This window comes from Paraburkholderia sp. UCT70 (assembly GCF_050434085.1).
In the GTDB taxonomy this organism is placed as follows: Bacteria; Pseudomonadota; Gammaproteobacteria; order Burkholderiales; family Burkholderiaceae; genus Paraburkholderia; species Paraburkholderia tuberum.
Map to the genome: position 1 here is coordinate 19,533 of NZ_JBNPVZ010000003.1, position 26,994 is coordinate 46,526.

General features: G+C 60.4%; 19 protein-coding genes and 3 pseudogenes. 6 read left to right on the forward strand and 16 right to left on the reverse strand.

Going from position 1 to position 26,994, the window contains the following annotated elements:
• Window positions 1-322: 322 nt before the first annotated feature.
• A complete protein-coding gene (locus OKW41_RS17870; protein ID WP_429573462.1) occupies window positions 323-883 on the reverse strand; it encodes a hypothetical protein in 561 nt (186 codons plus the stop codon).
• A 639-nt stretch (window positions 884-1,522) separates the two neighbouring features.
• Window positions 1,523-1,837, reverse strand: a complete 315-nt coding sequence (locus OKW41_RS17875) for a DUF4148 domain-containing protein (protein WP_429573463.1) — start codon at window positions 1,835-1,837, stop codon at window positions 1,523-1,525.
• A gap of 645 nt (window positions 1,838-2,482) precedes the next feature.
• Here OKW41_RS17875 and OKW41_RS17880 point away from each other — a divergent pair.
• Complete coding sequence (locus tag OKW41_RS17880) at window positions 2,483-2,860, forward strand: hypothetical protein (protein WP_429447264.1); 378 nt, start codon at window positions 2,483-2,485, stop codon at window positions 2,858-2,860.
• A 67-nt stretch (window positions 2,861-2,927) separates the two neighbouring features.
• On the opposite strand, the gene OKW41_RS17885 is transcribed toward OKW41_RS17880, so the two are convergent.
• Window positions 2,928-5,462 (reverse strand): DUF3772 domain-containing protein, encoded by a 2,535-nt coding sequence (locus tag OKW41_RS17885; protein WP_429574334.1) that lies wholly within the window; start codon window positions 5,460-5,462, stop codon window positions 2,928-2,930.
• Between the two features lie 409 nt (window positions 5,463-5,871).
• Between OKW41_RS17885 and OKW41_RS17890 the strand changes: the two genes are divergently transcribed.
• From OKW41_RS17890 to OKW41_RS17900, 3 genes and pseudogenes are all read left to right on the forward strand, one after another.
• Entirely contained in the window at window positions 5,872-6,726 is an 855-nt protein-coding gene (locus tag OKW41_RS17890; RefSeq protein ID WP_429573464.1) for a hypothetical protein, read from the forward strand.
• A gap of 614 nt (window positions 6,727-7,340) precedes the next feature.
• Window positions 7,341-7,481 (forward strand): annotated as a pseudogene (locus OKW41_RS17895) (DUF3564 family protein); the annotation flags it as partial.
• A gap of 49 nt (window positions 7,482-7,530) precedes the next feature.
• Entirely contained in the window at window positions 7,531-7,737 is a 207-nt protein-coding gene (locus OKW41_RS17900; protein WP_429573465.1) for a hypothetical protein, read from the forward strand.
• Window positions 7,738-7,768: 31 nt separating this feature from the next.
• Here OKW41_RS17900 and fabI read toward each other — a convergent pair.
• The 3 genes and pseudogenes from fabI to OKW41_RS17915 form a co-directional block, all read right to left on the reverse strand.
• A pseudogene (gene fabI, locus OKW41_RS17905) lies at window positions 7,769-8,560 on the reverse strand (enoyl-ACP reductase FabI).
• A 4-nt stretch (window positions 8,561-8,564) separates the two neighbouring features.
• A pseudogene (locus tag OKW41_RS17910) lies at window positions 8,565-9,249 on the reverse strand (acetate/propionate family kinase); the annotation flags it as partial.
• Between the two features lie 24 nt (window positions 9,250-9,273).
• The gene (locus OKW41_RS17915) at window positions 9,274-11,625 is read right to left on the reverse strand and encodes a DUF3141 domain-containing protein (protein WP_429573466.1); all 2,352 of its coding nucleotides are present in this window, start codon (window positions 11,623-11,625) and stop codon (window positions 9,274-9,276) included.
• A gap of 481 nt (window positions 11,626-12,106) precedes the next feature.
• On the opposite strand from OKW41_RS17915, the gene OKW41_RS17920 reads away from it, so the two are divergent.
• Both OKW41_RS17920 and OKW41_RS17925 read left to right on the forward strand, forming a co-directional pair.
• A complete protein-coding gene (locus tag OKW41_RS17920) occupies window positions 12,107-12,337 on the forward strand; it encodes a hypothetical protein (RefSeq protein WP_429447256.1) in 231 nt (76 codons plus the stop codon).
• A complete protein-coding gene (locus OKW41_RS17925) occupies window positions 12,295-12,549 on the forward strand; it encodes a hypothetical protein (RefSeq protein ID WP_429447254.1) in 255 nt (84 codons plus the stop codon). Before OKW41_RS17920 ends, OKW41_RS17925 begins: the two co-directional genes overlap by 43 nt.
• A 347-nt stretch (window positions 12,550-12,896) precedes the next feature.
• Here the strand turns inward: OKW41_RS17925 and OKW41_RS17930 are convergent, their stop codons facing one another.
• The 10 genes from OKW41_RS17930 to OKW41_RS17975 all read right to left on the reverse strand — a co-directional run bounded on the left by OKW41_RS17930 (window position 12,897) and on the right by OKW41_RS17975 (window position 26,987).
• Window positions 12,897-13,814, reverse strand: coding sequence for a LysR family transcriptional regulator (locus OKW41_RS17930; protein WP_429573467.1), 918 nt, complete (start codon window positions 13,812-13,814; stop codon window positions 12,897-12,899).
• Between the two features lie 230 nt (window positions 13,815-14,044).
• Window positions 14,045-14,494: a DUF3331 domain-containing protein gene (locus OKW41_RS17935; RefSeq protein ID WP_429573468.1), complete on the reverse strand. Its 450-nt coding sequence runs from the start codon at window positions 14,492-14,494 to the stop codon at window positions 14,045-14,047.
• Window positions 14,495-14,659: 165 nt separating this feature from the next.
• On the reverse strand, window positions 14,660-15,493 hold the full coding sequence (locus OKW41_RS17940; RefSeq protein ID WP_429574335.1) for a MinD/ParA family ATP-binding protein: 834 nt from the start codon (window positions 15,491-15,493) through the stop codon (window positions 14,660-14,662).
• A 902-nt stretch (window positions 15,494-16,395) separates the two neighbouring features.
• Entirely contained in the window at window positions 16,396-17,052 is a 657-nt protein-coding gene (locus tag OKW41_RS17945) for a TetR/AcrR family transcriptional regulator (RefSeq protein ID WP_429447250.1), read from the reverse strand.
• A gap of 413 nt (window positions 17,053-17,465) precedes the next feature.
• Window positions 17,466-18,332 carry a 4Fe-4S dicluster domain-containing protein gene (locus OKW41_RS17950; protein ID WP_429573469.1) on the reverse strand — a complete coding sequence of 289 codons (867 nt, stop codon included), beginning with the start codon at window positions 18,330-18,332 and terminating at the stop codon, window positions 17,466-17,468.
• Window positions 18,333-18,342: 10 nt separating this feature from the next.
• Entirely contained in the window at window positions 18,343-21,321 is a 2,979-nt protein-coding gene (locus OKW41_RS17955) for a molybdopterin-dependent oxidoreductase (protein WP_429573470.1), read from the reverse strand.
• A 145-nt stretch (window positions 21,322-21,466) separates the two neighbouring features.
• Entirely contained in the window at window positions 21,467-22,189 is a 723-nt protein-coding gene (locus tag OKW41_RS17960) for an OmpW/AlkL family protein (RefSeq protein ID WP_429573471.1), read from the reverse strand.
• Window positions 22,190-22,951: 762 nt separating this feature from the next.
• A complete protein-coding gene (locus tag OKW41_RS17965; RefSeq protein WP_429573472.1) occupies window positions 22,952-24,928 on the reverse strand; it encodes an acyl-CoA synthetase in 1,977 nt (658 codons plus the stop codon).
• Complete coding sequence (locus tag OKW41_RS17970; RefSeq protein ID WP_429573473.1) at window positions 24,925-25,881, reverse strand: fumarylacetoacetate hydrolase family protein; 957 nt, start codon at window positions 25,879-25,881, stop codon at window positions 24,925-24,927. The genes OKW41_RS17965 and OKW41_RS17970 overlap by 4 nt, the downstream gene beginning before the upstream one ends.
• Window positions 25,882-25,916: 35 nt before the next feature.
• Window positions 25,917-26,987: a VOC family protein gene (locus OKW41_RS17975; protein ID WP_429573474.1), complete on the reverse strand. Its 1,071-nt coding sequence runs from the start codon at window positions 26,985-26,987 to the stop codon at window positions 25,917-25,919.
• Between the last annotated feature and the right edge of the window lie 7 nt (window positions 26,988-26,994).

The following is a 26,994-nucleotide window of genomic DNA, read 5'->3' on the forward strand; positions in this document are numbered from 1 at the left end:
ACCATCATTTAAGTCAAATACGCCCGCTTTGTCAACTATGACTTAAATATCATGTATGAATGTAAGATCGCATTCGAAGTAAGAATTGTTGCCGTCGGCCAAGCCGTTTGTCTCAAATCACAACAGGCGACCGCGGCGTGAACGACGGCCCTGCCCTTCTGCCGTGTCAGACCGACTCTGGTTGAGCGGAAAGCTCGTACTGCAAGAGTCGTCGTGCAGGATGAGAGAACAACTCTCGGCTTTTCCACAGGCCACCTGACGGGAGTAAGCGCTCAAGCGCTCGCTCCCCGTCGACAACGCGAGCGTGGTCGGCGTGCCTGGCTCAGTAACCTGGCGGAGGCGCCGTATCGTAGGCCGGCGGCGGAGGCGTCGCTTCGTCGTGCGTCCGATACACATTGGCGGCGCTGCGCGGGACCGGCACACGTTCGCCATTTGCGTACATGCACTGAACGTACGCCTGGTCGTAGCGGTGTTGAAGGCTGGCGGCCGAGCTTTGCGCCATGCCGGCGCCGATCATGCTGCCGCCGAGCAGACCTGCGCCTGCGCCGACCGCTGCGCCGCGGCGGCCGTTGAACGCCGCACCGGCCGCCGCGCCGAGCGCGGTGCCGACGACCGTACCGCCTCGGGCGCCTGTCGCTGCGGCCTGTTGGGTGCTCACGCCGCCGGTCTGCTGAGAAGCAAATTGCTGGCACGTCGCGTCGTCGGCGCGGAATTGATCGAAGGACTTGCCGGTGCCGGGCAGGGCCATCACTGTGGGACCTGTCGGCATGCCAGCACAGCCGTCGAGCGCGATGATGCAGCTCAGGCTGACCGCGGCGGTGACTAGCGCGGATACGCCCCGTTTCGTGCGCATTGCCAGAGAGAGGGAATTCATTTTGCTCATGTCATTTCGGCCCGGTTGGCCTCACCGGCACTTCCACCCAGCCGCTCGAACACCCCTTCACGTACGGGTAATATTTTTTTGTCACGCGGGCAATACCACCAGGTACCCGACGGCGGACTCGTCTGCGTTTTTTCGACGTAGACGGTGCTCGGGGTTGGCTGGACCGACTGGACGACGAGTGGGGCGGGCGCAGCGTAGACGACGGCGGGTGGCGCCATCATCATGGGGGGCGGGATACCCACAAGGACACCGACCCTCACATGCGCTTGCGCGGTGCTATTCAGGCATACGGCCGTAGTCGCGGTCAGCGCAAGCAAAACTATCCTGAATCTCACAAACTTTCTCCTATTCGATGAAGCGGGCCTGCCGCGATCCGGCGCAAAACGGTAAGGCCATGGCGCAAAAAACCGAACGGGTTCAACCTGGGCGAATTCCGCTGCGCGACAAAAAAGGGAATCTCGTTGGTGCTGGTTGAAGTGAATCCCCGCGTGGCCGAACCTGGTGATTCCGGGGTCGGCCGACCCCGAATGCAGATTCCCGACATCTACGCCTTCCGCTGAACCTCGCGTCCGGAGGGGTACGCCGACGTCGCTATGGAAAGCCAGACAAGGCTGCGGCTTGCCCCGCCGTGATGTCCAATCAACTTTCGTTGTAGATAGAACGATACGAGGCCAGCTGAGCCATTGCCGGTACCCCCGAAACTGCGGAGCCCAGTTTCACGCCACCGTGCCCACTGAACGCCTGCTGTTGAGCCGCCACGCTCGCCAGGGCCGCGTGGATGTTCGCCGGATAGTGTGCGTCACCGTTGGGGTGGTCAGAGCCCGTTAGCTGCAGTCGGATGACTTCTTCGTGCACTAGCTCACGCGTCAGAGGACCGTTGCCCTGAGCAGAGGTGCCCGTGGGGAGAGCGATGACTGACACGACAGTGAGAACGGGCATGAACGCTTTAGCCATGATGAAGCTTCCAGTCTCGAGCGCCAGGAACAACAGACGCCGGGTTAACGAAACAACGACCAGGCAAGGTCCTTGAAGCCCGTGTGCCCGTTCCGTTGAGGTCCGTCATTTTCTTATCGTTTAATCACAAATAGCTCTCTTCAATACATTGTTTCCGAGCTTGCAACGTCGAGAGGCATCTATCCGCGCGCAGCGGTCGCGAAACGACAGGGCGCCGGACCGAACGGCGATCTCGGGGCGCGGAGCCCTCGTGCTGCGACGTGCATTTGATGACGGCCGCCCAACCGGCGTAATTTGCGAGCGGACGGCGAATGTATGAAATGGCAACTCACAATTGCGCGCGTCGAATAACGACGCGCTGTCGTTATACTGCAACCCACATCCGACACAGCATGTGCTCAGTTTTGCGGTGGATACCGGCTCCATTATTTACAAAGGATTAGCCAGCACAACGATTCACGTCCAAGCGCAGACAATCGGACACTGAAGTTATTCACGAGATCGTGCAGCACGCGTTGCGCAGCGCAGCTACGGCATCCACTGCAAGCGGGGCTATAGATGTGCTCGGCGACGCGCAGCTCGAAGTCGAGCGCCTGGTCGCAAATACAAAGCCGCTACCCTTCCTTTAACCCATAGGAGTCTTTAATGAAAAAGTGGTTTGCCGCGCTGCTGATTTTATTCGCAGCGAGTTCGCATGCAGCCGGCGATTCCTCGATGAACGCAACGGTTGAAAGCGTCGCAGGTACGAATCAGGTCGGCGGCTTCGTCGTGCTACGGTCAGCGGACAGCAAGTGCCGTTATTACGGTGTACTGCAGCAGACTGCTCGTGCGCCGCGTGGCATGGCAGAGAACATCGCTGCACTGATCCAGGACGGAAAAGTCTATGACTGGATGACAGTTATCAGTTACTCGGAATGCCTGCAAGCGAACGGAACCTATACCAGGGAACGCGTTTCGCTGGATTCGCCCGGCGGAAAGCGGTTCCGCGTGGGCGATAGCGTAGAGCTGCGATCACCGGTGTAACGAGGGCCAGCAAGCCACCGATAACGGCTTTTACCAGTCCCATGACCGCGAGAAATCACTTCGACGACTATCTATTTTCGCTGATTGCAGACAGGACACGGAGCTCTACCGGACCGGAATTGCGATCGGTGGGTTCCTGGTTCGAGATGATATCGCTCATACTTCGGACGACGACGGTTCGAGAGATCGACAGCGGTATTTCTGCAGCACGTAGTCGCTTCAGGATTGCAAATAGCAGATCGCTTCTGGTATCCCCGGCGATTCTCGGGCTACCGACATAGCCGGTAACAGTCAATGTCATACCGTCAGGCGTCAACTGGCTAAAGATCACCGATGGCGCGGGACGATCGAGAACCGATGGGTGATCCAGATAAGCTTGCAGAAGAACATCGCGCACCTGCTCCGGATCGACGTCCAGCGCAAAAGTAAGGGCCAGTGTGACAACCCCCTGTGTTTTGTTTCCCATTGTCACGTTGCGCACATTCTGAGAAATCAGGTGCGAATTCGGAACGATCACCGTTGATCTGTCTGCAAGCTGTATTTCGGTCGCACGTACACTGATGCGCCGGATATCGCCTTCAATGCCGGTGATACTGATCATGTCGCCTACTTTGACCGGCCGTTCAGCAAGCAATATCAGCCCGGAAATGAAGTTTTTAACGATTTCCTGCAGACCAAAGCCGATGCCTACCGACAATGCGCTGACGATCCACGCCAGGTTATGCCATTTCACGCCGAGTACGGCCAAGGTTTGCAGCGCGACGAGGACATAGCAGACGTTGGCGAAGACCGTCACCAGCGACGCGCGCATACCCGAACTCATTTGCGTCTTGGGCAGAAACTCGGCGTCCAGCCATTTGCGCATGAGCCCAACCAGATACAGGCAGACTGCACAGGTAAAGATAGCGCTGAAGATATGGGCGGGAACAATATTGAGCGCATGTAATCGCTCGCCAACGAATACGTCGAGAATGCTATCGACCAGATCTCGGGGCGTTGTCCCGAGGCCGCCCGTTAGCAGTGCGATGACTGCGGCGAGCATCAATGCGCTGCGAAGAATGGCGGAGAGTACCGTTGCCACCTGTTCGAGATGAACATCTTGCAGGCCGAATAGATGCCTGATTGTTTTGCCGCTGGCGTGGCATGGCGAAAATACGGTTTCGCAAACATCATGAGCGAGCTTCGTCAGCAGATAAACGCTGCTCAGTACGAGATCGAACCAGACCAGTTCGTAAGTCAGGAACCGCGCGAACGAAACATAACCACAGAGCAATGCAATCAGAGAAGCTCCGACGGCAAGGCTGACGGCGGCATGAATAATGCCAGCGAGGGTAGAACGCGCCTCAGGCGATTCTCCGGCAGCGGCGAGCGCAGTGAGTACCCGGTTTGCGCGTAAAAGCGACATCCCGATGGTCAGAGCGACCACCAACGCCACCACGCCGCGAGTAAAGAGCGTAAGTTGCACGCTGGTGTCGACGGCCCGGTTGATCTGCTCGATGGCTCCTGAAAACAGCAGCAATGCGGCCAGTGTCCATGGGAAAGGGCGTAGCGCGCGAGCGACGGGATCCGCGATGGCCGGCAACCGCCATGACGGATGTCGTGTGCAAAGCAATGCCCGGCCGAGAGCAGCGACCAGCGCGCAAGTCACAACATGTTTGATGATTTCGCTCGCGAAGCCTTGCAGCGCAGGAGGCAGCGCCTGCTGACGGGTCAACGCGAAGTAGAGCAGATCAACGGCACATATGGTGGTCACCACAGACGCGAACACGGTCGAGATCGCCATCGCGCTGCGCCGTAGCCGGCCTTCCGGAAGGCGGCGTAGGCAGAACCGTTCTGATGCTCTGTCAAGAAGCCGCGTTCCAATCGTTGCAACTGCCAGGGCGAGCAGCACAAGCAGGGCGGTTGCAACCCGCTGCCCCGGTTGCCATGTCGTTTGAATCTGCCTGTCGATCTGCGCATTGAAGTCTCGCAGACGTTGATAGTCAGCCGTGTCCGGGCGGAGCGCCGACGCCCAGAACGCGGCGCTGACTACGCTGTCGGAACGAAGGGCCAGTTGATCTTTCAGATGGTTTTGCAGCAGTCGCGTGATCTGGGCGCTCAGGTTGGCAAGGTTCTCCTTGATCGTTGCCGCCTGCTTGAGTTCGGCATCGAGTTGCAATTGCTGAGCAGCGAGAACGCTGCGCTGTTGGGCGACCGCGGGAGTTTCCGCGGCGGATTCGGAAGCGGGTGCTGTTCCGAGTACGTCGAGCTGGGCGTGCGTTTTCGCGCGATCGGGCTCCAGCGACGTGGTTATCAGCCTGTCGACGTCTTCGGCGACGCGCCGGCTCAATGCGTCCAGCCCGGACAGTTGCGCGTCGCTTGTTGCCGTCGAAGCACCCTGCCGGATCTGGTCCTGTTTTTCCTGAAGCGCACCGAGCCTTTGTAATGCCTCGGAGCCCGCGCCCATGGATGGCGAAGAATCAGCAGGAGCATCTATGCTAAGGGGCGGCAGCGTCGCTGCGTTGGAGGCAACCGGAATCAGGCCGAACATCGTCAGCGCGATAAGGTGAAAAATGACTGCAACTATTTGTCGCGCGGCGGAAGCGCGGCAAAGAGTATGCATTTGAGAGACCTGGCTCATGCACGCGATACCTATGTAAGCGGTGTTGCATTCGGTCGCGGCCGGGCGTGAAATGAGGGAGCCGCACTGCGATAAGAGAGCAAGCTTAATGAATCATACGTGATTATAATATCATATATGATCGATACGGCAAATATGAAGGGTGGGTGCACGGTCAGCGCTTGGCCCGCTGATGTGCGATGGGGGCCGCTACTGGTCGGAGCTCAGGGTTACCACGGCGTCTGGATGACCGGCCAGGCGGATGGCGACCATTTCCATTTATTTGGGACGTACATTGGCCGTAGGCGGTTACCGTCTGGACCCGAGGGTGTAGCGACTTGCGTTTGAAACCGGGCGTGCTTGCGATCGACCCGTTTTCCGACTCGAAATAGCTGCAGCTGACGGAACGCGCGTGCTCGGATTATCGGCAAGTGTGCTTGCATTCAGCCACGCGCGCTTGCATTCCATCGCCGCCTGCACGAATTGGTTGCAAATGACGAGCATCGGGAGCATCGACATGGAACGGAGCAACGCATTGCCGGATTCGATCCGAGCAGCGATTGAGGCGCACGGCGGTGCAGCGCGATGGGCCGAACTGGCGGAGATCGAGGCGACGGTTTCCGCCTGCGGCCTTCTGTTCACCGCAAAGCGACGGCCAATACTGCGACAAGTGCAGGTTCGCGCGTCGACACACGAGCCTCGTTTCGCTTTCAACGATTTTCCGCATGTTGGCGAAACGAGTGAACTTCAAGGAGAGGAACTTGTTCGCGTCGTCGGGCGAGACGGGGCTATCCTGGCTCGCCGCGACGGACCGCGAACAGCATTTCGTGGCTGGCGACGGCAAATCTACTGGGACGACCTCGACTTTGTCTATTTCGGCGCCTACGCGTTCTGGAACTATCTGACAGCACCTTTCTTATTCTTGCGCGGCGGCTTTACGTTCAAAGAACTTCCGCCACTGGCGACTTCGGCCGGGATATGGCCAAGAATCCGGGCGACCTTTCCCAGCGACATTCCAACGCACAGCCGGGTCCAGGATTTCTATTTCGATAGGCAACATCGCCTTTGCAGGATCGATTACACCGCCATGGTTATCGGACGCTGGGCGCGGGCCGCTCACATCTGCGAGGACTTTCGCGAATTCGATGGATTCCTGGTACCGACTCGCAGGACGGTAAAGCCGCTGCCGGTTGGCAATGCTCCATTGCCAGCTCCGACTCTCGTCGCGATCGAGGTCCACGATTTTCGACCAAGGCCTTCTGATTGACGCCAGTCCAATCGGCCGCAGCGACTGACGAAGCAAGGCGGCCGCGGTCAGTTGTTCGAGGTTGTGAAGGCACTTGCATGCTGACTTCGACTCGACATCGAGGTTGCCCTCGCCGGGCGCCCGGCGTGTCCGCTGTCGTGACGGGAATGACGGTTTTCGGAAACTCGCGATGGTAGCTTTGGGGCGGCGCTGCCTGAACGCGAAAGGGATCTGCTGCGTGAGCGCGTCCGCTCCGGGATTGCCGCCGCTCAGGCTCGTGGGATTGCATTTGGCCGGCAACCCGGGCAGCGTGTCAAGGCCGACAAGCTCGCGCCAAAAGTTCTGACACTCGTTGCGACGGGACAGTCGTATCGCGAGATTGGACAGAGGCTTTCCATTGGCACGCTCAGCCACGACAGGATCGGGGACTGCCCGGTGCCAACGAGTTTCTCTGATGACTTGTTGCTTGAACGTCAGCGAGTATGTACGGTGGGGGTGGCCAACCTTGTTGCCCGTGTTAATCGGCATGCAGATAGATCCCGTCCATGACCGAGAATCGTTCACCCGGATGTCCACGGAGTGCTCACATCATGCCCAACGCGCTCGCGGAATAGGAAACGGCCGTCGCGGCCCGCTTACCCCCGTGGGGAGAGTTGCGCGACGAAGACGGCGTGACCACGCTCTGTGCGCCGAACACGGATGCGCCACTGTGCATGCTGGAAGGCTTGCACGTGGACCGCAAGCAGCGCGTGAGCGCGGCGCAATGCGCCGCCGCCACCCCATGCCGGTCATTCTGTTGGGCGCTGCAATGATCGCTTCGATCACGTGGTCGTTCCAGAACACGCGGTGAATCCTGGCCTGAAGCAGTCGCAGCGTTTCCGGCTGCAGATCATGGAACGCAAGCAGCCCAGCAGGCGGGATTCCGGTACCTGCCACGCGCTCGATGGAAATAAACGGCGGGAAGCCATAGCGGCTCAAAAAACCCCGGATGTCTTCGTCGGAAACAGTGTCTTCGACGGTTTGCAGCAATAGCTCAGTCACGACGTCCTTCTCCTGTGCAGTGTCACGCCATGATGTTGACGCCGCCATCGACGTACAGCGTTTCCCCGGACACTTTCCGTGCGTACGGCGTGGAGAGGAAAGCGCAGGTGTAGCCAACGTCCATGATGTCGACGAGTTCGCCGAGCGGCGCACGGTGGGCTGCTTCGTTGAGCAGCAGACCAAAGTCCTTGAGTCCGGAAGCGGCGCGCGTCATTAGCGGACCCGGTGAGATGGCGTGAACGCGGATGCCCTGCGGACCCAGTTCATGGGCGAGGTAACGCGCGCACGCTTCGAGCGCGGCCTTCACGGGTCCCATGACGCTATAGTTCGGCACGACCTTGCTTGCGCCGTGATAGCTCATGGTGAGCAGCGTGCCACCTTTATCCATGAGGGGCGCGGCAAGCGCGGCCATACGCACGAAGGAATGGCACGAAATGTCCATTGCTTGCGCGAAGCCCTCGCTCGAGCAGTGCAACAGCCCGCCCTGAAGGTCGTCCTTCGGTGCCCACGCAATCGAGTGCAGCACGATGTCGAGGCGTCCCCAACGCTGGCCTATTTCGGCAAACACCGCGTTGAGCTGGTTCGCATCGGCGACGTCGAGCGGCAGGAGCATGTGAGTATCCAATTCCTGCGCGATTGGCTCGACCCAGGCTTTGGTCTTTTCCGTGGCATACGTGATCGCAAGGTCAGCGCCGAGTTCGCGAAACGCCTTCGCCCACCCCTATGCAATTGAGTGTTCGTTGGCTATGCCCGTGACGAGCGCCTTCATGCCCTTCAGCAGTGGACCTGCCTGTCCGCTGTTTTCCGTTGACATCGCTTTACTCCACGACAGCGCGCGTATGGCGCGCAATCATCAGTTCTTCGTTGGTCGGAATGACCCACACCGGGTATGCGGCTTGAAGCGGTGGTCACGAGCGGTCCGCCCTTGAGATAGCAGCGCCGTCCAGTTCAGCACCGAGCCACTTCGCTCGCTGCACGACAGCCTCGCGGACCGCCGCCGCGTGCTCGCCTATGGCGCCGGTAAACACGAGCGCGTCGATGCCTTCTATGGCGGCGGGCAAGCGAGCCCAGCTCGCGCGAGATGCGATAGACGAAAAGATCGACCGCGAAGCGGGCGCGAGGATCGTCGCTTTCGAGCAGCGTGCGCATGTCCGCGGAGACGCCCGATACGCCGAGCAATCCAGACTTGCGATACAGGAGAACCTCCACAGCACGCACATCCATGCCCTGTTCTTCCATCAGGTACAGCACCACGCCGGGATCGAGATTGCCGCAGCGGGTGCCCATCGGGAGGCCATCAAGGGCAGTAAAGCCCATCGAGCTGGCCACGCTCGCGCCCGCCACGAGGGCGCACATGCTCGCGCCGTTGCCGAGATGCGCAACCACAGTGCGCCCGGCGGCTGCTCCGGGTGCGACGTGGGGCAACACGCTGGCGATGTACTCGTACGACAGCCCGTGAAAGCCATAGCGGCGCACGCCGAGGTCCGTGATTGCCGCCGGGAGCCCTCACTGACGGGTTGGCGGCATTCACGATGCCGTGGCCCGAACGCGCGGTGCGTGGGCCTTTTGGGGCTGCGACTCGAGCGCGGTTGTCGCGCCGAGCACTGACCGGATGGCGCGCAGCGCCTCTTCCTGCGCGGGTGTCGGCGGGATGCGCAGCACCCGCCGGTCGGCCAGCAGCTTGTCGAGCAAGGTCAGGAGCCGGTTTCGGTCTTCCGGGCTGGCGAGCAGATCGGGCAACGTCTGGATAGCCTGTTGCGGCTCAAAAGTCGCGATGAGTTCCTGCTCCCCGCGAATGCGCCGCCAGTCGGCAGGAGGCAAATGCGGCAGGTCGTCGGCATATTCATCGACCAGTTGCTTGACTGTCTCGATGCGCGATAGCGGCAGCGGCTCGCCCTTTGGCGCGAGCAGGAACGCGGTGCGCGCGACCGCCTCGTTGTAGCCGCCCTGCCTCAGCGAGGCGAGCGCCGCCTGGACGAACGGCAGGCTGCGAGGATCGGCGGCGGCGGACGTGCCGGCCCCATGCTCGCCGAGGCGGTCCGGGTCGTACATTGCGAAAAGATTCGCGTAGATGGAGAAGAACAGTGCTTCAATGCTGGCGTCTCTTACCGCCCGGAGCTGATCGAGCGAGGCGCTGATCAGTTCTGAGCCGCGCTGCTCCACCTTGCGCCAGGGTTCGAGGTCGCTCGAGGGCTGCCGGCTGGCTCTGACAGCATCGGCCATCGGACGCAGCGCGGCCACCCACGGATTCAGATCCGAGAATGCCCAGCGCTGGAGACGCAACGGATGAAAATCGCGCAGCAACCGCGCGGTCATCTCGTTCGACGCATGCTGCACAAAGGGTTGAACGAACAGCTCGTAGGCTCGCTGGTTGAACTCCGACACCACCGCCACGGCCTTGAACGGCTTTTCGTCCTCGCGCCGCAACTCGTTGAAATGCTCGACGGCTTCTTCCAGCCGGTGTTCGGTGAGCGAGACCTCGTATTCCGTTTTGCCGTCTGCGCCCTTTCCCTCCTTGATCGACATGCCGTAGAGGCCCGGCGCGAGCGTCTCGATTGTCTCCAGCACGTTGAAGATTTGCGTGTATTCCTTCTTCGCCACCTTGCCGGAAACAAAGATGCCGAGATGGCCGACGTCCTCGTGCGTCAGGGCGACGATGACCTGGCCGCGCGCCTTGATCTCCTCGGTGCTGCTGTATATGTCAGCGACCCAGTTGAACGCCTGTTGCGGCGGCGTGATGTTGTCGCCCATCGATGCGAAAAGGATGATGGGCGAGCGGATGGCACGCAGATCGAAGGATTTGCCCGACGGGCCGGACACTTCGCCGGACCACAGCTTGTTGCCGATGAAGAGGTTACGGGTGATCCACTCGATCTCTTCCCGGTTCATCAGGTAGTAGCTGCCCCACCACCGCTCGAACTCGATAAAGCGCGCCGGTTCCGTATCGATGTTGGCGAACACGTTGTAGTACTTGTCCCAGAACGTGTTGGCGGGGTTCAAATACTCGAAGTTGTTCACGAGATGCGCGCCGTCGAACTTGCCGTTGCCAAGATCGGCCGCCAGGGACGAGAGCCACGTGCCGCCCAGAATGCCTCCGGCATAACGCATTGGATTGGGCACCTCGCTCTCGCTCCACGCCCCGCTCCAGTAAGACATGGGCGCGCCGTTGACCAGGATGGGACCGGTGTCTTCCGGCGACGAACTGGCAAGCATCATCGCGGCCCAGCCGCCCTGGCAATTTCCGACAATCGCGGGCTTTGGGCTGTCTGAATGCAGTTCGCGCACCTTCCGTACGAACTGCTGCTCGGCCGCGCACACGTCGAGCAGGGTCTGGCCGGGCTCTGGCTCCTGGAAGAACACGACGAAATAGACGGGATGACCGGCGCGCAGGGCAACGCCGACCTGCGAATCGTCCTTGAAGCCCCCGATGCCGGGACCGTGCCCGGCGCGCGGATCGATGATCAGATACGGGCGCTTCTTCACGTCGACCACGACACCCTCCGGCGGCCGTATCGACAGCAGAGCGTAGTTGACGGGCCGCTCAAAGTGCCTCGCGTCGAGCACTACGTCATAGTCGAAATGCAACGCCGGCTTGATCCCGGCCTTGTTGCGCTCGATGAACTCGTTGCCGCGTTGACGCAAGGCATCCCAGAACAGGACGGAGCGCTGCGCGAAATCGGCCGTATAGTGCCAGGCACCCCATGGTGTGAACTGCGCCAGGTTGGGAATGGTGAGCGCGGACGTGCCGTCGCTCCCCTTGATTGCGTCGCTCGTCCTCTGCCCGAACCGTTGCCGGGCCTCTTCCAGGCGATTGTGCAACAGGCGCAGGATTTTCAATGCGATCTCGTGATTGCGTGTCAGCTGTGTAACCTGGTCCATCTCATGAATCTCCTTAAGCGAAGCGACTTAACCCGGCACAACCGCTCATTCCGTTGCCTGGTTGCAGAGAAGCTTAGATGCCGACTGGATTACGGGCAGCACCAAGCACAAACAATCCGTCAACTGACACATATGTCATTTATGACAATATGGTCATTATAAATCCAGTCGATGACACAACGGTTGAGTTCAGCGGATCGCGTCGTTTCGCCGCAGCGTGGGAAAACTGCCTGGGAAAACTATCGGGCGTCGTCACGAAACATCCAGCGCCAGTGCGAAGGACTGACCAACACGCTGGGCAACTTCGTCAGCGCCCGGTCGCGGCGCGAGAAGCTACAAGCCAAGCCTCAACCAGCCCCGCTCGCGGCGGCGCGCCGGCGGCTTCGCTGCCCAGCCGAGGCGGGCACGTCCGACGGAAGCGCAGGCGCATCAGTTAGCCTGCGACATCCGCACGCTGGCCCAGTGGCTCAGTCATGACATCGTGTCGCTGGCGGGTCCGCAACTCGCCACGCGGCAAGCGCTGTTCGACTTCATCGTCGAGGAATTGGGCGTGCTCGAAGCGCTGGATGCGCGCCGCATCCGCCCGGTGCGCATCGCGCTGCAGAACCAGCGCGATGACCTGCTCGCGTTCGCCAGTTCCACGCCGTGCTGGCCGCGGTGTCCGAGGCCATGGCCCACACGCCGCGCAGCAGCGCGCTCGTCGAAAATCTGAACTCGCGCTTGCGCAACTATTTCACGCTGCGTCGCCATCTGGGCGCCCCTTACCTCGACCTACTGCGCTTCTTCCTGAATCATCGGCGCTTCGTGCGCAGCCGCCGGACCGAGCGTCAAGGCAAAATTCCGTGTGAGTTGATGACGGGGCGGGACCACCCGCACTGGCTCACGATGCTGGGACTCGGACCGCTTCAACCGCGGCAAGTCTGAGCGCGGGAGGTCGATACCCAAGACCTCCAAATCCATCGGGATACTCACCACAAATCAACACACCGCCCTCCACGAGCGGTGCGGCTCAGTTCGTCCGTGTTACCCAAAATCGGCGCTTTTCGAACCACGCCGTTGTAGTACAGCAGTCCTTCACCTTCTCAGGCGACGCCGGCAAGGCAGCATGGCAACAACAGAAAACCACATTTGTGCTTGCGCTCAATGGGGAAGCCCTTGTTGCCTTAACGTACTTTGTCACCCCTTTCGTCAAACGCCCCCTATCGCAGCACACGTCGCACGCAGGCGTTTCTTTCATGCTTCGACCACATGCGGCAGCAATGCGGCGCCACCTAACCAGCAGCGGAAGGTCCCATGCCCTGTTCGAAGAACTCCGCGGTATGGTCGATAAACGCCCTGACTTTCGCGGGCAACAGTGCGCGTCCGATGTATGCCAGGCGGACCTCGGCCACAGTATCGGCGATCTCGAAGTCTTCCAGCAGACGAACGAGCCGTCCGGCCTTTATGTCCTCCTCAACAAGGGCGATTGGAAGCAGACCAACACCGAATCCTTCGAGTACGATGTCGCGATTGAATATGGGATTGTTCGACGCAATTTCGTAGCTGATCGGGACCGCGATGCTTTCCTGATCCATTCGAAAGGTGACGCATGGTTTGTGCATCGAAGGAGGGACCGTGACGAATACATGGTCGGCCAGCTCAGCCGGATGCCGGGGCCGAGGACGCCTGCCCAGATAAGCTTCCGTTGTGACAATGACCAGCGGCAACCGCTGGAGCAGCCGCGTCACAGCCAGATCCGTCGCCAGCATGAAAGGCAGGACGATACCCAGATCGTAACCGTCGGCCGTCAGGTCCACGGGCCGCTCGGTCAATGTGATATCCAGGGTGACGTTCGGATGCTTGCGTTTAAAGGACGCAATCAGCGGTGCGAGCCACGTCAATGCGGTGGTCGTATGTGCGACCAGTCGCAGTACGCCCGCCGGCAGTCGACCGTGGCCCGCCGCACTGGCTTCCAGGCAATCAAGGTCATCCAGGATGCGACAACATCCATCGTAAAAGCGCTCCGCGGCTTCCGTCAGCGAAAACTGTCGGGTCGAGCGATGGAAAAGTCGCGTGCCCAGGCGCTCTTCCAGCGATGAGATCGCCCGCGAAACGACCGATGGCGAGAGATCCATCATTTCCCCGGCACGTCTGAAGTGTTTGACTTCGACAATAGTCCGGAACAGGCGCAAGCTTTCAATGTATTCCATGGTTAACGTCCCATCTGCTATCTGACGACTTGTGTGGATATCCTTTGGATACCAGTCCTGTTCGTGGACCTGTACCGCACCGCACGCTGTGGAACATAGTCCAATGCCGTGCAACCGCGACCAGGGGTACTGTCCGGTCACGCCTGACGCGCGTGGATGCGCCTGGTGTCACCGCCGCACATGAAAGCGCTGAGCATTCTGCCGTAAAGACACCAGAGAACCGAATCACATCAGATCGGCTGTTCTATCAGGCTAACGCTTCTCGCACAGATCATTGCGTGAGCATTAGCCGGTGTGGGCCCAGTGAGGCGCGGCCTGTAGATGGCATCTCCGACTTCGATTAGCCGACCGGTCAGCGCACAGATGCCTGGCACCCGCGCGACGACTTCGCGCCATGTCTGGTATCCATAGTGTCCGGAGCGCACATCGCACCATGAAACGATCAGTGTTTGCGCGGTCGGTTGGTCGAGTACCCGTATGATTGGCTTATCGGTCGAAGCGATCGACTGTCGAACAGAGGAACCGTTCAAGGCAGATCCATGCGCAGTGGCTCGTTCGTTAAGTCTCCAATCGCCAAGCCTTGTGACGGTCATACTCCACGGATCAACAGCGCGATTCATAACCCGGCTCCCTCTGTGCAAGCTCGAACGCGTGCGCTTCGCGTGAGCGCTGCCCACCATAGCTGCTCTCTTCCGTCGATAATTACCGGTCCGATTGCGTCGGCAAAGACCTTTTTGATGTCTTTGCCCCTGCGACCATAGTCACGCTTTCACGAACCGCGCCTACCCGAAAAACACCGTGACCCCGGCAAGTCCCCTGGGTCGGGGAGATCGTTCTTCGAGGCTTTACCGGTATGCTGCTGCCGGGCCCAAAGTCCTATGCGTGCGCTGCCCCCGTGCCGCCATGTGCGTTGTCGCAGGTGGCAGCCAGGACGCTGCGGGCCGCCTCGACCAGGACTGCATATCGGCAGCAACGCGTGCAAAATCGCTCGCCGCCGGGGACCCAGGAAATGCATCGACGACACAGCGCGAAAGCTCTGCCGCTTGCGCGATACACGGATCGATTGAGATGCAGCCTGCCTTGAGAACCGAGACAGCCAGATAATCGCGGGCAATGGCTCCGAGATTTTCCAGCAGCGCGTGAGTGTCCGCTTCACCATCGAACAGATTCACAATGATGCGGAATTCCTCGATGCCCTGTGCGAGACGCAGGCGCTTCATGCAAACGTAAGTGTCTGCTACTGCAGCGGCCGACAGCTGCATGACGACGATGACGTGGTGGGCTTGCAACGCAAGCGGTGAAAACGCGCCGTTGCCAGCAAGCGCGGCGTCAATCAGCACGATGTTCGGCGGGCTCGTGAGCACCGCGTCGTACTGCAGGCCAGCGAAGTTTTCGTGATCCGTATGGCCTGTGCCAGTCGAGTGGAACTGACGTCGACCACGGTCAACGGCCAGCACGCGCGGCAAGTTGCGATGTATCGCGGGAGCGAACACGCCTGCGGCGTGAATGTCTTGAAGCATTGTGCTCGCCGACCGCGCGCCAGGACATTCGTCCACCACCAGCACGTCCATACCCTGTCTGGTCAGCGCCATCGCGAGGTTGACAACGGCATTCGTACGGCCGACTCCTTTCGAGCCGCCTGTGACAGCGACCACACGCGTAGCACTCTTGGCGAACATCTGGCGCAACCCGAGCGCCTGTCCGGAGACTATATCCTTCACTGATTCCCCCACGTATCGAGACCGCCGCGCCCATCACGAGTAGCGTTGACGACCCGCGCGCCGTCAGTCATAACGACTTTCGGATCGCACGTTTCATCGACGCGTGCATTGTACGCCTTCGCGTCACTACTGACAATGCAATCATATATGGTTCGCGTGTCAGATATGAGTGACAGATTCAAAAAGCGCGAACGGCGGGTTGGCCCCGAGCTCATCCGGTTCTTTCTTGCACGTCGGGAATTGAAATGCTGTGCGCTGCCTGAAAGTGGAGGTAGCGGTACGTCTAGCCGGCTACAGCAAGGCTTGACGCCGTGTCTTTCGGGTCGTCTCGATCAACAGCCGAAGGCGCTTGAGGTGCGGCCAATGTGCTGTTGTGGCGAGCGGGGGTGGAGTGGCACCTGTCGATGCCTCCGACTGATGCCCGCGGTAACTTATCGAGCGGTTGCGTCGCCTTGGCGACAGCTCGGCGCCGCCATGCCGCGTTCACTCGGAAGGGGCTGCCGCGGGAATTGGGCTGTGCCAGTCCATCCTGTCATATGAGTCGCTATGGTGCGCCCATGCCCAGTTCCTTGCTGTAATGGGTACTGGTTGCCTCGACGAGGTGGTTCGACACCGAACCCGGTTCATTCCGGTCATTTGTGCTGCTCCCGACCGTGGTATTTAGGGAATTCGTGTGGTCGTAATTCATGGCCATCGTCTTTAACAGCTTGAAATACATCAAGATCCGCGCGAACCGCTAGAGACCGGCATGTTCTCTCGGGACAGTCCCTTGCCCGAGCGGTTGCCGCTTCACCTTTATCGTGTCAGGCCTTCGTAGCGGAACTGGCCCTCGTACGCAGTAGCCCTCTGACTTTCACGGTTCAGGCGGGTACGTCCAGGCGATGATTGTCGTAGACTGTTTCTTCCGGCTGTCGCGACAACACGCACGAAAAAAATCCGGCAAGCACTGTCTGAAGCACCTTGTCGCTCACCGTTTGCGGACTGCACATCCTGAAGAACTGCACGCCCTCGCACAGGCTCACCAGGCCAACCGCGAGAGCCTCGGCCTGCAGGGGCAACGGCCTGCCGTTGCGCGCCGAAAACATGCGGATGTACACGCTGATCTGTTCCAGCTTCTCCTGCCGGAAGGCGTTAATGCGCTCCCGAAACGGGGTGTCCCGGCACGCGAGCAACTGGGCCTCGACCCAAAGTGGAAAGCAATCGTGTTCAACAAAAGATTGGCTGTAGTACGCGATGGCGCGGTCCTTCATTTCATCGGGCGTGCCGCCCTTCTCCATCATCGTCAGGAGATTCGTCCGCGCCCTATCGTCGTCGCGGCGCAACAACCTGATCAGCAGATCCGGCTTGCCGCCGAAGTTTGAGTAGAACGCGCCGCGCGTATAGCCAGCCGCCTCAGCGATGTCCTCCACGCTCGTCGCGGCGAATCCCTTTTTAATGAACATCTTCCGCGCAGCCTCAAGCAGGCATTCGCGCGTCTGCTCTCTGCGCTGTGCCCGTGTCAGGCGTTCCCGCTTCATGGCATAAAGTACCGGTCAGGCCGACATCTGCGGTGCCGCCAGATCGGCATGCTTGTCAGATGACGGTTTTCGCAATGATCCGTCGACGCCCGATCAGGCCGCCTCGCGGTTTATGTGACATTAGACTCATATCTGATTTTGTTGTCAACAAAGTTAACGAAATCTGGCACACGTGAGAGGAAATCGGAACCGTCATACCGCGCACTGGTATTCCGGACCAAGGCATCCAAAGCCCTTCGGAAAAGCGCAGAGGCGCGCTTCGCGAGGACGTCATGAGCTCCTTCGTCCGGTTGGAAGATTTTCGGGCGATAGCGTGCGACTTTGAGTCGGCCGGCGACTGCATACGTCGCCCATCCTGAAGCGTGAGCGGTCCGCCCGTCTCATGCCAAGCAGCTTCGTTGCGGTGCCCATGATCACGCGACTTCCATACCGTTTGTCGACTGTGCGAGGCTGACCTCGCCCAGGTAAACGCTCTCGCCCCCTAATTCGCATTTGCGCCAGGCGCTGCCGAGGGCATGACGGATTTCGACCCGGTACATGCCACTTCCTTTGGCCAGACCGCCGAACCGGAAATCGCCGAAGCCGTCCGAGACGGTTTCGGCCACCTTCTGATTGCCGAGGTACAGGGCGACCGCCGCATCCGTGACGCACTCGACCACATCTCCCATCCGCGCGCTGACACTTCCGCCGATGAAGCAGGTTTCCCAGCGTTCGAGGCCGCTGTACCACACGCGCGGTTTCGTGCCCAGGTTAGGCCGCAAGACCTTGAGCCCCTCGCGCTGGGCCTTCTCGGCCATCGCAGCGTCATCGAGCCTGACCGTCTCGAAGACGTCGGTGGGGCACGACTGCTGGCAACGCGGCTGCGGCCAGCCCTGGTCGAGCAGATGGGCATCGAAGATCCAGGTCTGCGGCAGTTGCAACTCATCGTTCCAGACGATCGCCTTGTACGGGCAGGACTTCACGATGTCCTTCCGGCCCCGCGCCTTGTCCGGATCGATGATGACCACGCCGTCGGCGCGCTTGCGAATGGCGTCGCCGCCCACCCGCATGCAAGGCGCTTCGTCGCAGTGGTTGCACATGACCGGCAGATACGTGGTCTCAACCATATGCGAGTCGCCCTGAACGCGCCGCAGGATCCGGATGGGGCTGTCGGCATTGGCGGCGGCGGGCGCGGCATAACCGGGGAAGTCGTTGCCGACGTGCTCGTCCCGGGCGGCAATGACGCAGTTCTGGCAGTTCTCGCAACGCCCGACTTTGATAACCAGGTTCAACTTGCTCATTCTGTAGTCCTCACGCTGCGCGACCGAGCACGAACGCCTCGGCGCTTCGCCACTTCTCGACCTGCACCAGGCAGGAGTTCGGGCTCATACTGCTGGTTCCGGCGGTTTGCGGCCGGTCGGGGGTGAGCACGTTCATACAACCGCCTATCTCGACTCGCTCGCCATCTATTTCGATCATTTGAAACTCGGCGCTCGCCTCGTACGACTTGACCACTCCCGCGGTGACCAGCGCCGAGACGTCGGCCGCGCAGATCACCGCGCCGCGGTCGTTGTACACCTTGACGAGGTCGCGATGGGCAATGTCTCGAATAGCCGCGTCGGCCGGACCAAGCCTCAGTAGCCAGAAGCGGTGCCCGCCAATCAGCGCGCGATGATCCTCAACACTGTTGACCGAGGAGTTCTTGCCGTCACAATGGGTATGGAAGCTGTAACGGCTGTGGGTGGCGATCAGCTGCAGCGGATAGCGCTGAGCCAGGTCCGAGCGCCGCCCCTCCCACGAGGGGATATAGCGGTTGAGCGGCGGCCGCTCGGGATTGTCCGCAGTGTGCCGCTTCAGCAGCTCGGGCACGAACTCCAGCTTGCCGCTCGGTGTCTGCAGGCCCATGCCGAATTTTTCGGCGAACTGGGACGGCAGCGGATGGGGTTCCTGCAGGTCCTTGCGCCGTCCCTCCGCGAACCAGCGCATGTCCACCGGATGGCGCAACTCGGGCTTTTCGGGCGGCACAACGAAATAGCCCTTGCGGCAGAACTCGCGCCACGAAATGCGATCGGGCAGATCCGACGAGTCGAAGACCCGCTTGACCCAGTCCAGCTCGCTGCATCCCTCGGTGAACACCCCGCCAAGGCCCAGCCGGGTCAGGATGGCAGTGAAGATGTCGTAGTCGGAACGGGATTCGCCCAAAGGCTCGATGCACTTGTGCTGCAGCGTCATCACGCGATGATTGACCGTGCTAAACCCATGATGGGCGTAGCCGCCGGAATTCGCCCATTCGCCGATGTCCCAGCGCTCCAGCGCGGTGCACGCCGGCAGGATGATGTCGGCGAACTGGGCCTCGCCCTCCATCCAGATCGACTGGTTGACCACGAACTCGATGCTCGGGTGCCGGTAGGCTTCAGCCCAGCGTCCGGAATTCGTCACCGTGCTGAAGGCGGACCCGCCGTAGCGGTAGATCATGTGGATCGGCGAATATCCGGGCATGGGGTAGCTGAACGGCGCGAACTGGGCTTCCTGGGACATGCCGTCCCAGAGGTAGCCCGTCGCATGGCCGTTGATGATGGCGTCGGGCAGTTGCTGCCGCGGGACCATTTGCTTGACCGGATTCATGGACAGAATGTGCGGCATGCGCTGGTAATTGTTCACCGCATTGGCGGTCCACGCCAGGTCGCCGGATATGCCGCCGTCCGCGTAGCCGGGAAAATAGAAATGGAGGTCGTGGGGCACCCCGGCTTCAAGGCAGCCGAAATTGACCCCCGGTTTGCCCCAGCCCTGCATCGCCATCATCATGATCATGCAGCGCGCCCATTGCGCTCCGGTCGCGCCGCGGCCCGCGCCGCCGAATCCCGCGCCGGTCATCCCGACCGCGAGATGGACCTTCCTGTTCCCCCATCGGCGCGCAAGCGCACGGACGTCCTTGGCGGGCACGCCCGTTTCGCCCTCCTGCCACTCGGGCGTCTTGGGAACGCCGTCGGTTTCGCCCAGAAGATAGGCCCTCCACTCGTCGAAACCGGTCGTGCGGGTGGCGATGTAATCCTCGTCGTACAGGCCCTCCACGGCCCACACGTACATGATGGCGGTGGCGAGAGCAGCATCGGTTTGCGGTCGGACCGGAATCCAGCGCCCGCCCAGCAACTGCGCGGTCGGGTTGCAGTGCGGGTCGATATGAACGAACTCAATGCCGAGTTCCTTGGCCCACAGGCGCCGCGGAGTCCCCTCGAATCCCGCATAGGCCCCGTTGGTACTTTCGGGGTCGCAGGACCAGAACGCGATCATGTCGGCTTCCTTCAGGCAATCCTCGACGCCACCATAGCCGGATGGCACGCCGACGCGCATCGAGTTGCCGAAATGATGCATGGCACCCCAGTACCAGCCTTCCCAGCTATCCGGATTGGCCGCGACCCGGGTAAAGCCGATCAGGTTGGCAAAGCGCGTCAGCGCGCTGAGGTAGTAACCCACGTTGCCCCACTGGTGATGGGACGACATCGGGAAGGTGATGGAACCGGGACCGTGAACGCGCTTCTGCCGGTTGATTTCCCTGGCGACAATGTCCAGGGCCTCGTCCCAACTGATACGCACATAGCCGGATTTGCCCCGGTTCTGGGGATTGCGTTCGCCGTCAGGGTCGAAGTCGACCCGCTTCATGGGGTGAAGGATGCGCTTGTCGGAATAGACCAGCGACTTGAGCGTCAACGCGTGGGGCGCGACCAGGCCACGCCGTGGCGGGCTGAAACGGCGGCCGCGCGCCTCGATCACATAACTTGGCGCATCCGTGCCGTCCAGCTCGATGGGCGTCACCCGAACGACGCGGCCATCCTTGACGTAGACGAACAGAGGCCCGCCGTTGGTGCAGGTGGTGAAGCGGCGGGTGCCGTCGCGCAAAGGCGTGCCCATCGGCAGGCCGACGGTCCGCATCATGCTCAGGGTCTGCATTAGCCAAACCAACAGTTCGTCCTCGCCCTCGGTGACCACCTTGAAGTTCTTGGCAGCGTGGATGATTTCGCCCTGGTCCGGATTGGGAGAAAGGAACTTCAGGGCGGTGGCGACGTCCTTGAAGACCATGCTCACGTCGGGCCGCGGATGCCTGCCGGCGCTGGACCGAACACGTCCGTTCCTTAACCTGATGACGCGACCGATGCTTTGATCCGCGAGTCCGATCCAGGCGACGAGATCGCGCTCCGTCAGACGATCACGATAAGCGGGAAAGCGGCGTGCCGTCAGCTCAAGAGCCTTGGGCAAAGCAAAAAGAATAGTCTTGAGGACCTGTCGTTTCATTGTTCGATCCAAAGGGAAGCGGGGTGCGCTAGCGGTGGCATGACGTCGCGGACCGCAGCCAGGCCCGGGGCGCGAAAAATAACGTAGTCGATCTCTTCGATGGGCATTCAAATCTCTCGATCGGTGCATCAGCGAGTCGTGCGCGCTAGGACGTATAGGCGACGTTCACGAAGACGCTAAGGGAATTGAGTCGGAGCGTCGATTTGGAAACGATCTGCGTTCCAGTCGCGGTCTGACCATCTAACGTAAGCATCGTCTTCACCGGCATGTAGTTGACGGAGGTTCCGACAGCCCAGTGTTTTGTAATCGCGTAACTTGCCCCGATCTCGAATACCGGATTCCACGATGAACTGAGTGTTGCGTGTGCCGAACCACCGGGACCAACGCTATCAGTGACAAACTGGCTATTGGTTGTCCGAACCTGGGTGAACCATGTGTAGTTCACGCCCAAACCGATGAATGGACGGAATTTCGAGCCGGCCGAAAAGAGGTGATATCGAAGTTCGACGGCGGGCGGCATTGGCCTCGTCGAGCCGAGGTTGCCATACTTCTCCAGCGTCCCATCGCCAACCAGATTTACTGTCAATGGCAGTCCCAGAAGCATAGCGACGCCAATGTTGTCCGTGACGTAGTACTCGGTGGTAATTCCCACCGTATTCGTTGACGTCGCATGCGCCCCGCTACCGGCTAGCTGGCGATTCACCGTTTCGCCGCCAATACTCTCCACGGTGAGTGGCGTTGCGTCGCCCTGTGGCGCGATGTGAAGCCATCCTGTGGACAGCGTAATGCTTCCCGCCGACTGGGCGTTTGCATTGTCGGTCAGCGCAGCCGAGCAGAGGCAAGCCGCCATACCGGCAGAGCTGATCATTCGCCTGTAATTCCTCACGTGTCTTCTCCTGTCTCGTTGCCCGGGCATTTTTGTGAACCCGTGGTGCTTCCTGTGGAACCGATGCGGCGCTCCGTCTGGGGTCGTTGCGTCGTTCCTCATAGGCTTCGACCGCTTATCAGGTCCGCCGGTTATTTATGATTAGGTAGTTTTACTAAATGACATGAAACAGGCACGAATGTTTAGAACACCGCTACTGCCTCGTACACGTTATGTGGAAATACGCTTTCGCGTTATCCTTACCATTCTTTCTATTCTTCGTACCTCCTGGTGTCGAGACTTTAAACCGTCCAATTATTCGTTCTCTGCCTTTGGAATAGTTGCTGGTACAGCATGCCTCCATCGCCCTGCACGCTAGTAAGCGCGCATCGCCAAACGTTCAGTCTCGGGCGGGAATACGCACCACGCACCGTCGCGGTGCCGGAAGAAAAATAACCCAACCGGTCCTGTCGGCAGCAGTAGCTCGATATGCACATAGGGGCTCTGGTTTGAGCCGGCACGACCGAACCGGGTAATCCGAACCGCAGTCGCCGATATTGGCCCGAGCCATTTTTCAACAAGCGAACGCAAGGACCTTTCTGAAGCAGTATTCATCCTCTTTCCTCTAAACCGACGCGAGCGTTTAACTCATGACACTGGCGTTTGAAACGCCGCATCGAGCCGCGTGCGCGTGACTGAAGGCCCCCGCTGATGTCAGGCTCCTATCACCTTGGCCTGGTGTGCGTCTCTATCGCCGCTGGTACATCAACATTGCTCTTTCCGTGATGGCCTCGCGGCAACCGAAAGCGAAAATGCGAACGGAAAGCGCCCGAGCGCGGAAGTCGCCAATGCTTCGAGCGCGGGGTCGGGAAGTTCGACGTGAAGCGAAAGCCCGCGCGAAGTATCTTCAATGATCCTAACGGTTGCTCCCTCGACGCCAGCCTCCACGAGTGCCGACTGTAACGCGTCTACCGTTTCGCGCTGTTTCAGCCCCGGCTTGAAAATCTTGCCCACGCCTGTCAACGGCATCGCATCCAGGATTCTGATCCGTTTAGGCAGTGCCGCGCGCTCGCCTATCTCGAGTCGCACGAACTCGGCGAGTTCGTCCTCAGTCGCGGTTGCACCCGGTTTGAGCTGGACATAGGCAATCGGCAACTCCCCGGCGTGTGCATCGGGACGACCGACCGCCGCCGCGATCTTGACGGCGGGATGGCGATAGAGCGGTTCCTCGATCGCTGCCGGATCGATGTTGTGACCGCCACGAATGATCACTTCCTTTTTGCGACCAGTAAGCCAGAAATAACCATCGACATCGCATCGAGCGAGGTCGCCGGTATTGAGCCAGCACCTGCCATCGCCGAGGTCCAGCCAGAGCCCCTTGTTCTGCTCTGGCACGATATACCCGAGGAAAATGTTCGAGCCGGAAATAGTCAGCAGGCCGACCTCATCGATCTCGCAATCCCGTACATATCGCCCGTCAGCGTCGACGATGACGGCTTTCATCGCCTGGCCCGGAATGCGGAGCCCGATTGAGCCCAGCCTGCGCTCCCCCAGCGGCGGATTGACGCTGCTCACGCAGGTCCCCTCGGTCAGGCCATAGCCCTCGAGAATCCGGATGCGCGTCCTTTCCTGAAAGGTCCGGAAAACTTCGACCGGCATGGGAGCCGCACCGCACAGTCCGTACTCCAGCGAACTCACATCGTGCTCGCCGACAGGAATATCGAGTAACGCCGCATAAAGCGTCGGGACACCGCTGAAGAAATTGATGCGGTGATGCTCGACGATTTCCCAGAAACGTTTGACGACGCCATCGCCGCGATAGCCTTGTGGCGTGCCGAGCACGACCTGGGCGCCTTTGGAAAAAGGCAGGAGACCCGTTGCCATGACGGCATTCACGTGGAAGAGTGGCAGTCCGCAGAAAAGCGTCTTGCCTGGCCCGACGCTGTCGCCGAAGAATTGACCCGTGCTCCAGGCATTAGCCACCTCATTGCCGTGGCGGCGCATCGCAATTTTCGGCAGACCGGTCGTCCCGCCCGTGCAGAAGTACGACGACACGTCGTCGGCGCCAAAGTGCCGCGCGCCTTGAAGTGCCGTTCCCGACTCCTGCGCGATGGCAACGCCGAAGTCGTGGATCTCGATATGCGCAGGAACCGCGCCCCGCACGCCGCCCTCGCCGTGCAGCCTTGAGCACTCGTTACGCTGCAGCATCCGCGTCGCGGACTGTTTTGAACCCGTCACACGTTCGGCCGGATTCACGAGCACCAGATCCTTCAGCGAAGAAACCTTGTGCAGCACCGCTTGTACCTTTTGCCAAAGATCAGTTCCGGGAAACGGCGCCAGCGTTACCAGCACGCTGGCGCCTGCAGCGTTGAGGAGTTGGCCGATGGCTTCCTGCTCAAGCAATGGATTGATCGCGCAGACAATTCCGGCGGCCTCCCCACCCCAGATCACGAAGTGCGTTTCAGGGAGGTTGGGCAAAACATATGCGACGACTGAGTCGCGTTGTACTCCGAGGCGCGAGAACATGTTCGCGGTGCGCGTGATATCTCGGACGAGTTCACTATACGTCCAGCACTCGGCGTTCCGATAGTCGTCGGCCGTTGCAAAGAACGAAAGTGCCGGTGCCGATGGATTAATCGCCGCGCCCCGGCAGATCATCTCGTAGGTGCTCGACGGGAGATCCGCCGGCAGCCCTTGCGTTTCGATGGCAAGGACTTCGTCTACGTTTGCGATGCCGTTCATGCTGCCTCTTCCACAACGACGTTATGCTGCACGCCCAGATTGATCGAGCGATCGTGGCTGACGATATGCGCCTCCACGACGTCCCCCACCTTCAGGTACTGCGGCCTGTCCGCCTGCATCTTCAGGAAAAGACGCCATTTTTCCGCTTCAGGCAGCTGCGCCGCGGCGCGTTGCTTTTCGGGCGATGGAATGCTCAGTGCACAGCCAGATGGCGTGCCCGTCGCGAGCAGGTCACCGATGCGCAGATCATGCACGCCGGAAAGCTCCGTCAAGGTCTCTGCCGGTCCATAGACGAGACCCGCAGTCGTGTCATTCTGGCGGACGGATCCATTGACCGTCAGTGTCAGCACGAGCTCCTTCAACTTCGGAATATCATGTTTCTCAAGGAGGCAAAGGTAAGGGCCGACAGGGCCAAACGTGCGGTAGCTCTTGCCCTTGTAGAACTGCATCTGCGGAATCTGGATATCGCGCGCGGAGTAGTCGTTGACGATCACGGCGCCAGCAATGTAGTCATGCAGGTTCTCGTCGGTGACCGTTTCGCGGGAAGTGACGTCGCGTTTGAGCACAAGACCGAGTTCGATCTCGTAGTCGAGCAACTGCACCTCCCTGGGCTTTACGAGGGGCGAGTCGGCAGGAACGATGCAGCTCGTCGCCTTCGTGAAGATCATGTTGAATTTCTTCACATCCGGGTCCATGCCGGAGTCGATCATATGCTGGCGATAATTCGCGCCCTGACAGATAAACTGCTGGTTGGCGGTCACGGGTGACAGCCATTGCACATCCGATTCGGGAATCGGAGAACCGTCCAGTACCGCCAGCCGTTCGACGGGATTGGCTTCAATAAACTCGGCGGTCGACTTGAATTCGCCATGAATCGGCGTGATGGCGCCATTAGCGACTACGCCCCACTGGGCGCGGCCATCATGAAGGTAATGCAGAACGTGAAGTGCCATTTATCGATCTCCGGATTCTATGAAAGTAGGGTGGTTCAGGCGAAAAGCTTCGCCAACGTGCGCAGCTTGCTCAACGTCAGGTCGGGGCTGCGGCGCAGGTTTCTGAAAAGTGCCACGACGCTCGCGGGTGTGAACCTGGGCTTCGTGAAGCTGCGTGGCATCGTCGGTCCCCATTGGGCCATCGCCTCGCGGCTCACCGCATGGACACCCGTCGGCGCGTCCGCCGTAAAGAGGTCGCCGTCGCAATAGTGCTCGTGCTTGTCGCCCCACGGATCCTGCCAGTAGTCGAACACCTGGCTGCCCAGGATATGTCGGCCGATCCCCCACGCGTGCGTCCAACCTTTGTCGCGCAGAATGCGTTGGCCCATGCCAACCGCGTCGGCGTCAACGACTTCGTACGCGCTATGGCTATAGGTGGGCACGAAGCCTTGTGCAAGCGCGAGCGTATGGTGATCGGCTGGCTTGTCGCCGAGATCGAGCCGCATGAACGCGACGGCGGGCGAACCATCGGGAAGCACCTGCACATCGCTGGGGATGAAGCCGAAATGCCGCGTATACCACGCGCAGGTTTCCTGATAGTCAACGAGTTCGAGCACGACGTGTCCGAGCCGGATAATTTCCGGCGCGCCTTCGGGTGGTCGCTGCGTCCCGTTGATCCTGACCGCCGCATCCACGGAGTTGAACGGCAAGGGCGGCCGATGAGACAACGTCGAAGCTGGCAGCTGGCCCCATATCGCGTCGACGCGAAAGCCCGAAGGATCGGTCAGCCGTACCGTATAGCCGCCGCCGGGCAGGGGCGAGCGTTCGACGTCCGAGGCGCCCGGCAGTTTTGCAAGTGCATCAAGCTCGGCCCTGTTGTCGACCTGTAGCCCAAAACCAACGAACCGGGATTTCGAGGCCTTCCGGACGACATAGCAGAAGTGTGAAGCGCCCGTTCCCCGCAGCAGCAGGAGCGCTTCACCGCGCGATACCGTTCGGAGCCCGAAGTCACTGAGAAATTGCTCGGCCTTCTCGAGATCTGGCCGGTCGAATATCAGATAGGCCAATGCCGACGCTTTCGTCGTAGGATCGGGGTGACGGGCTGGTTGTACAGTGGTCAGGTTCATGGCGATA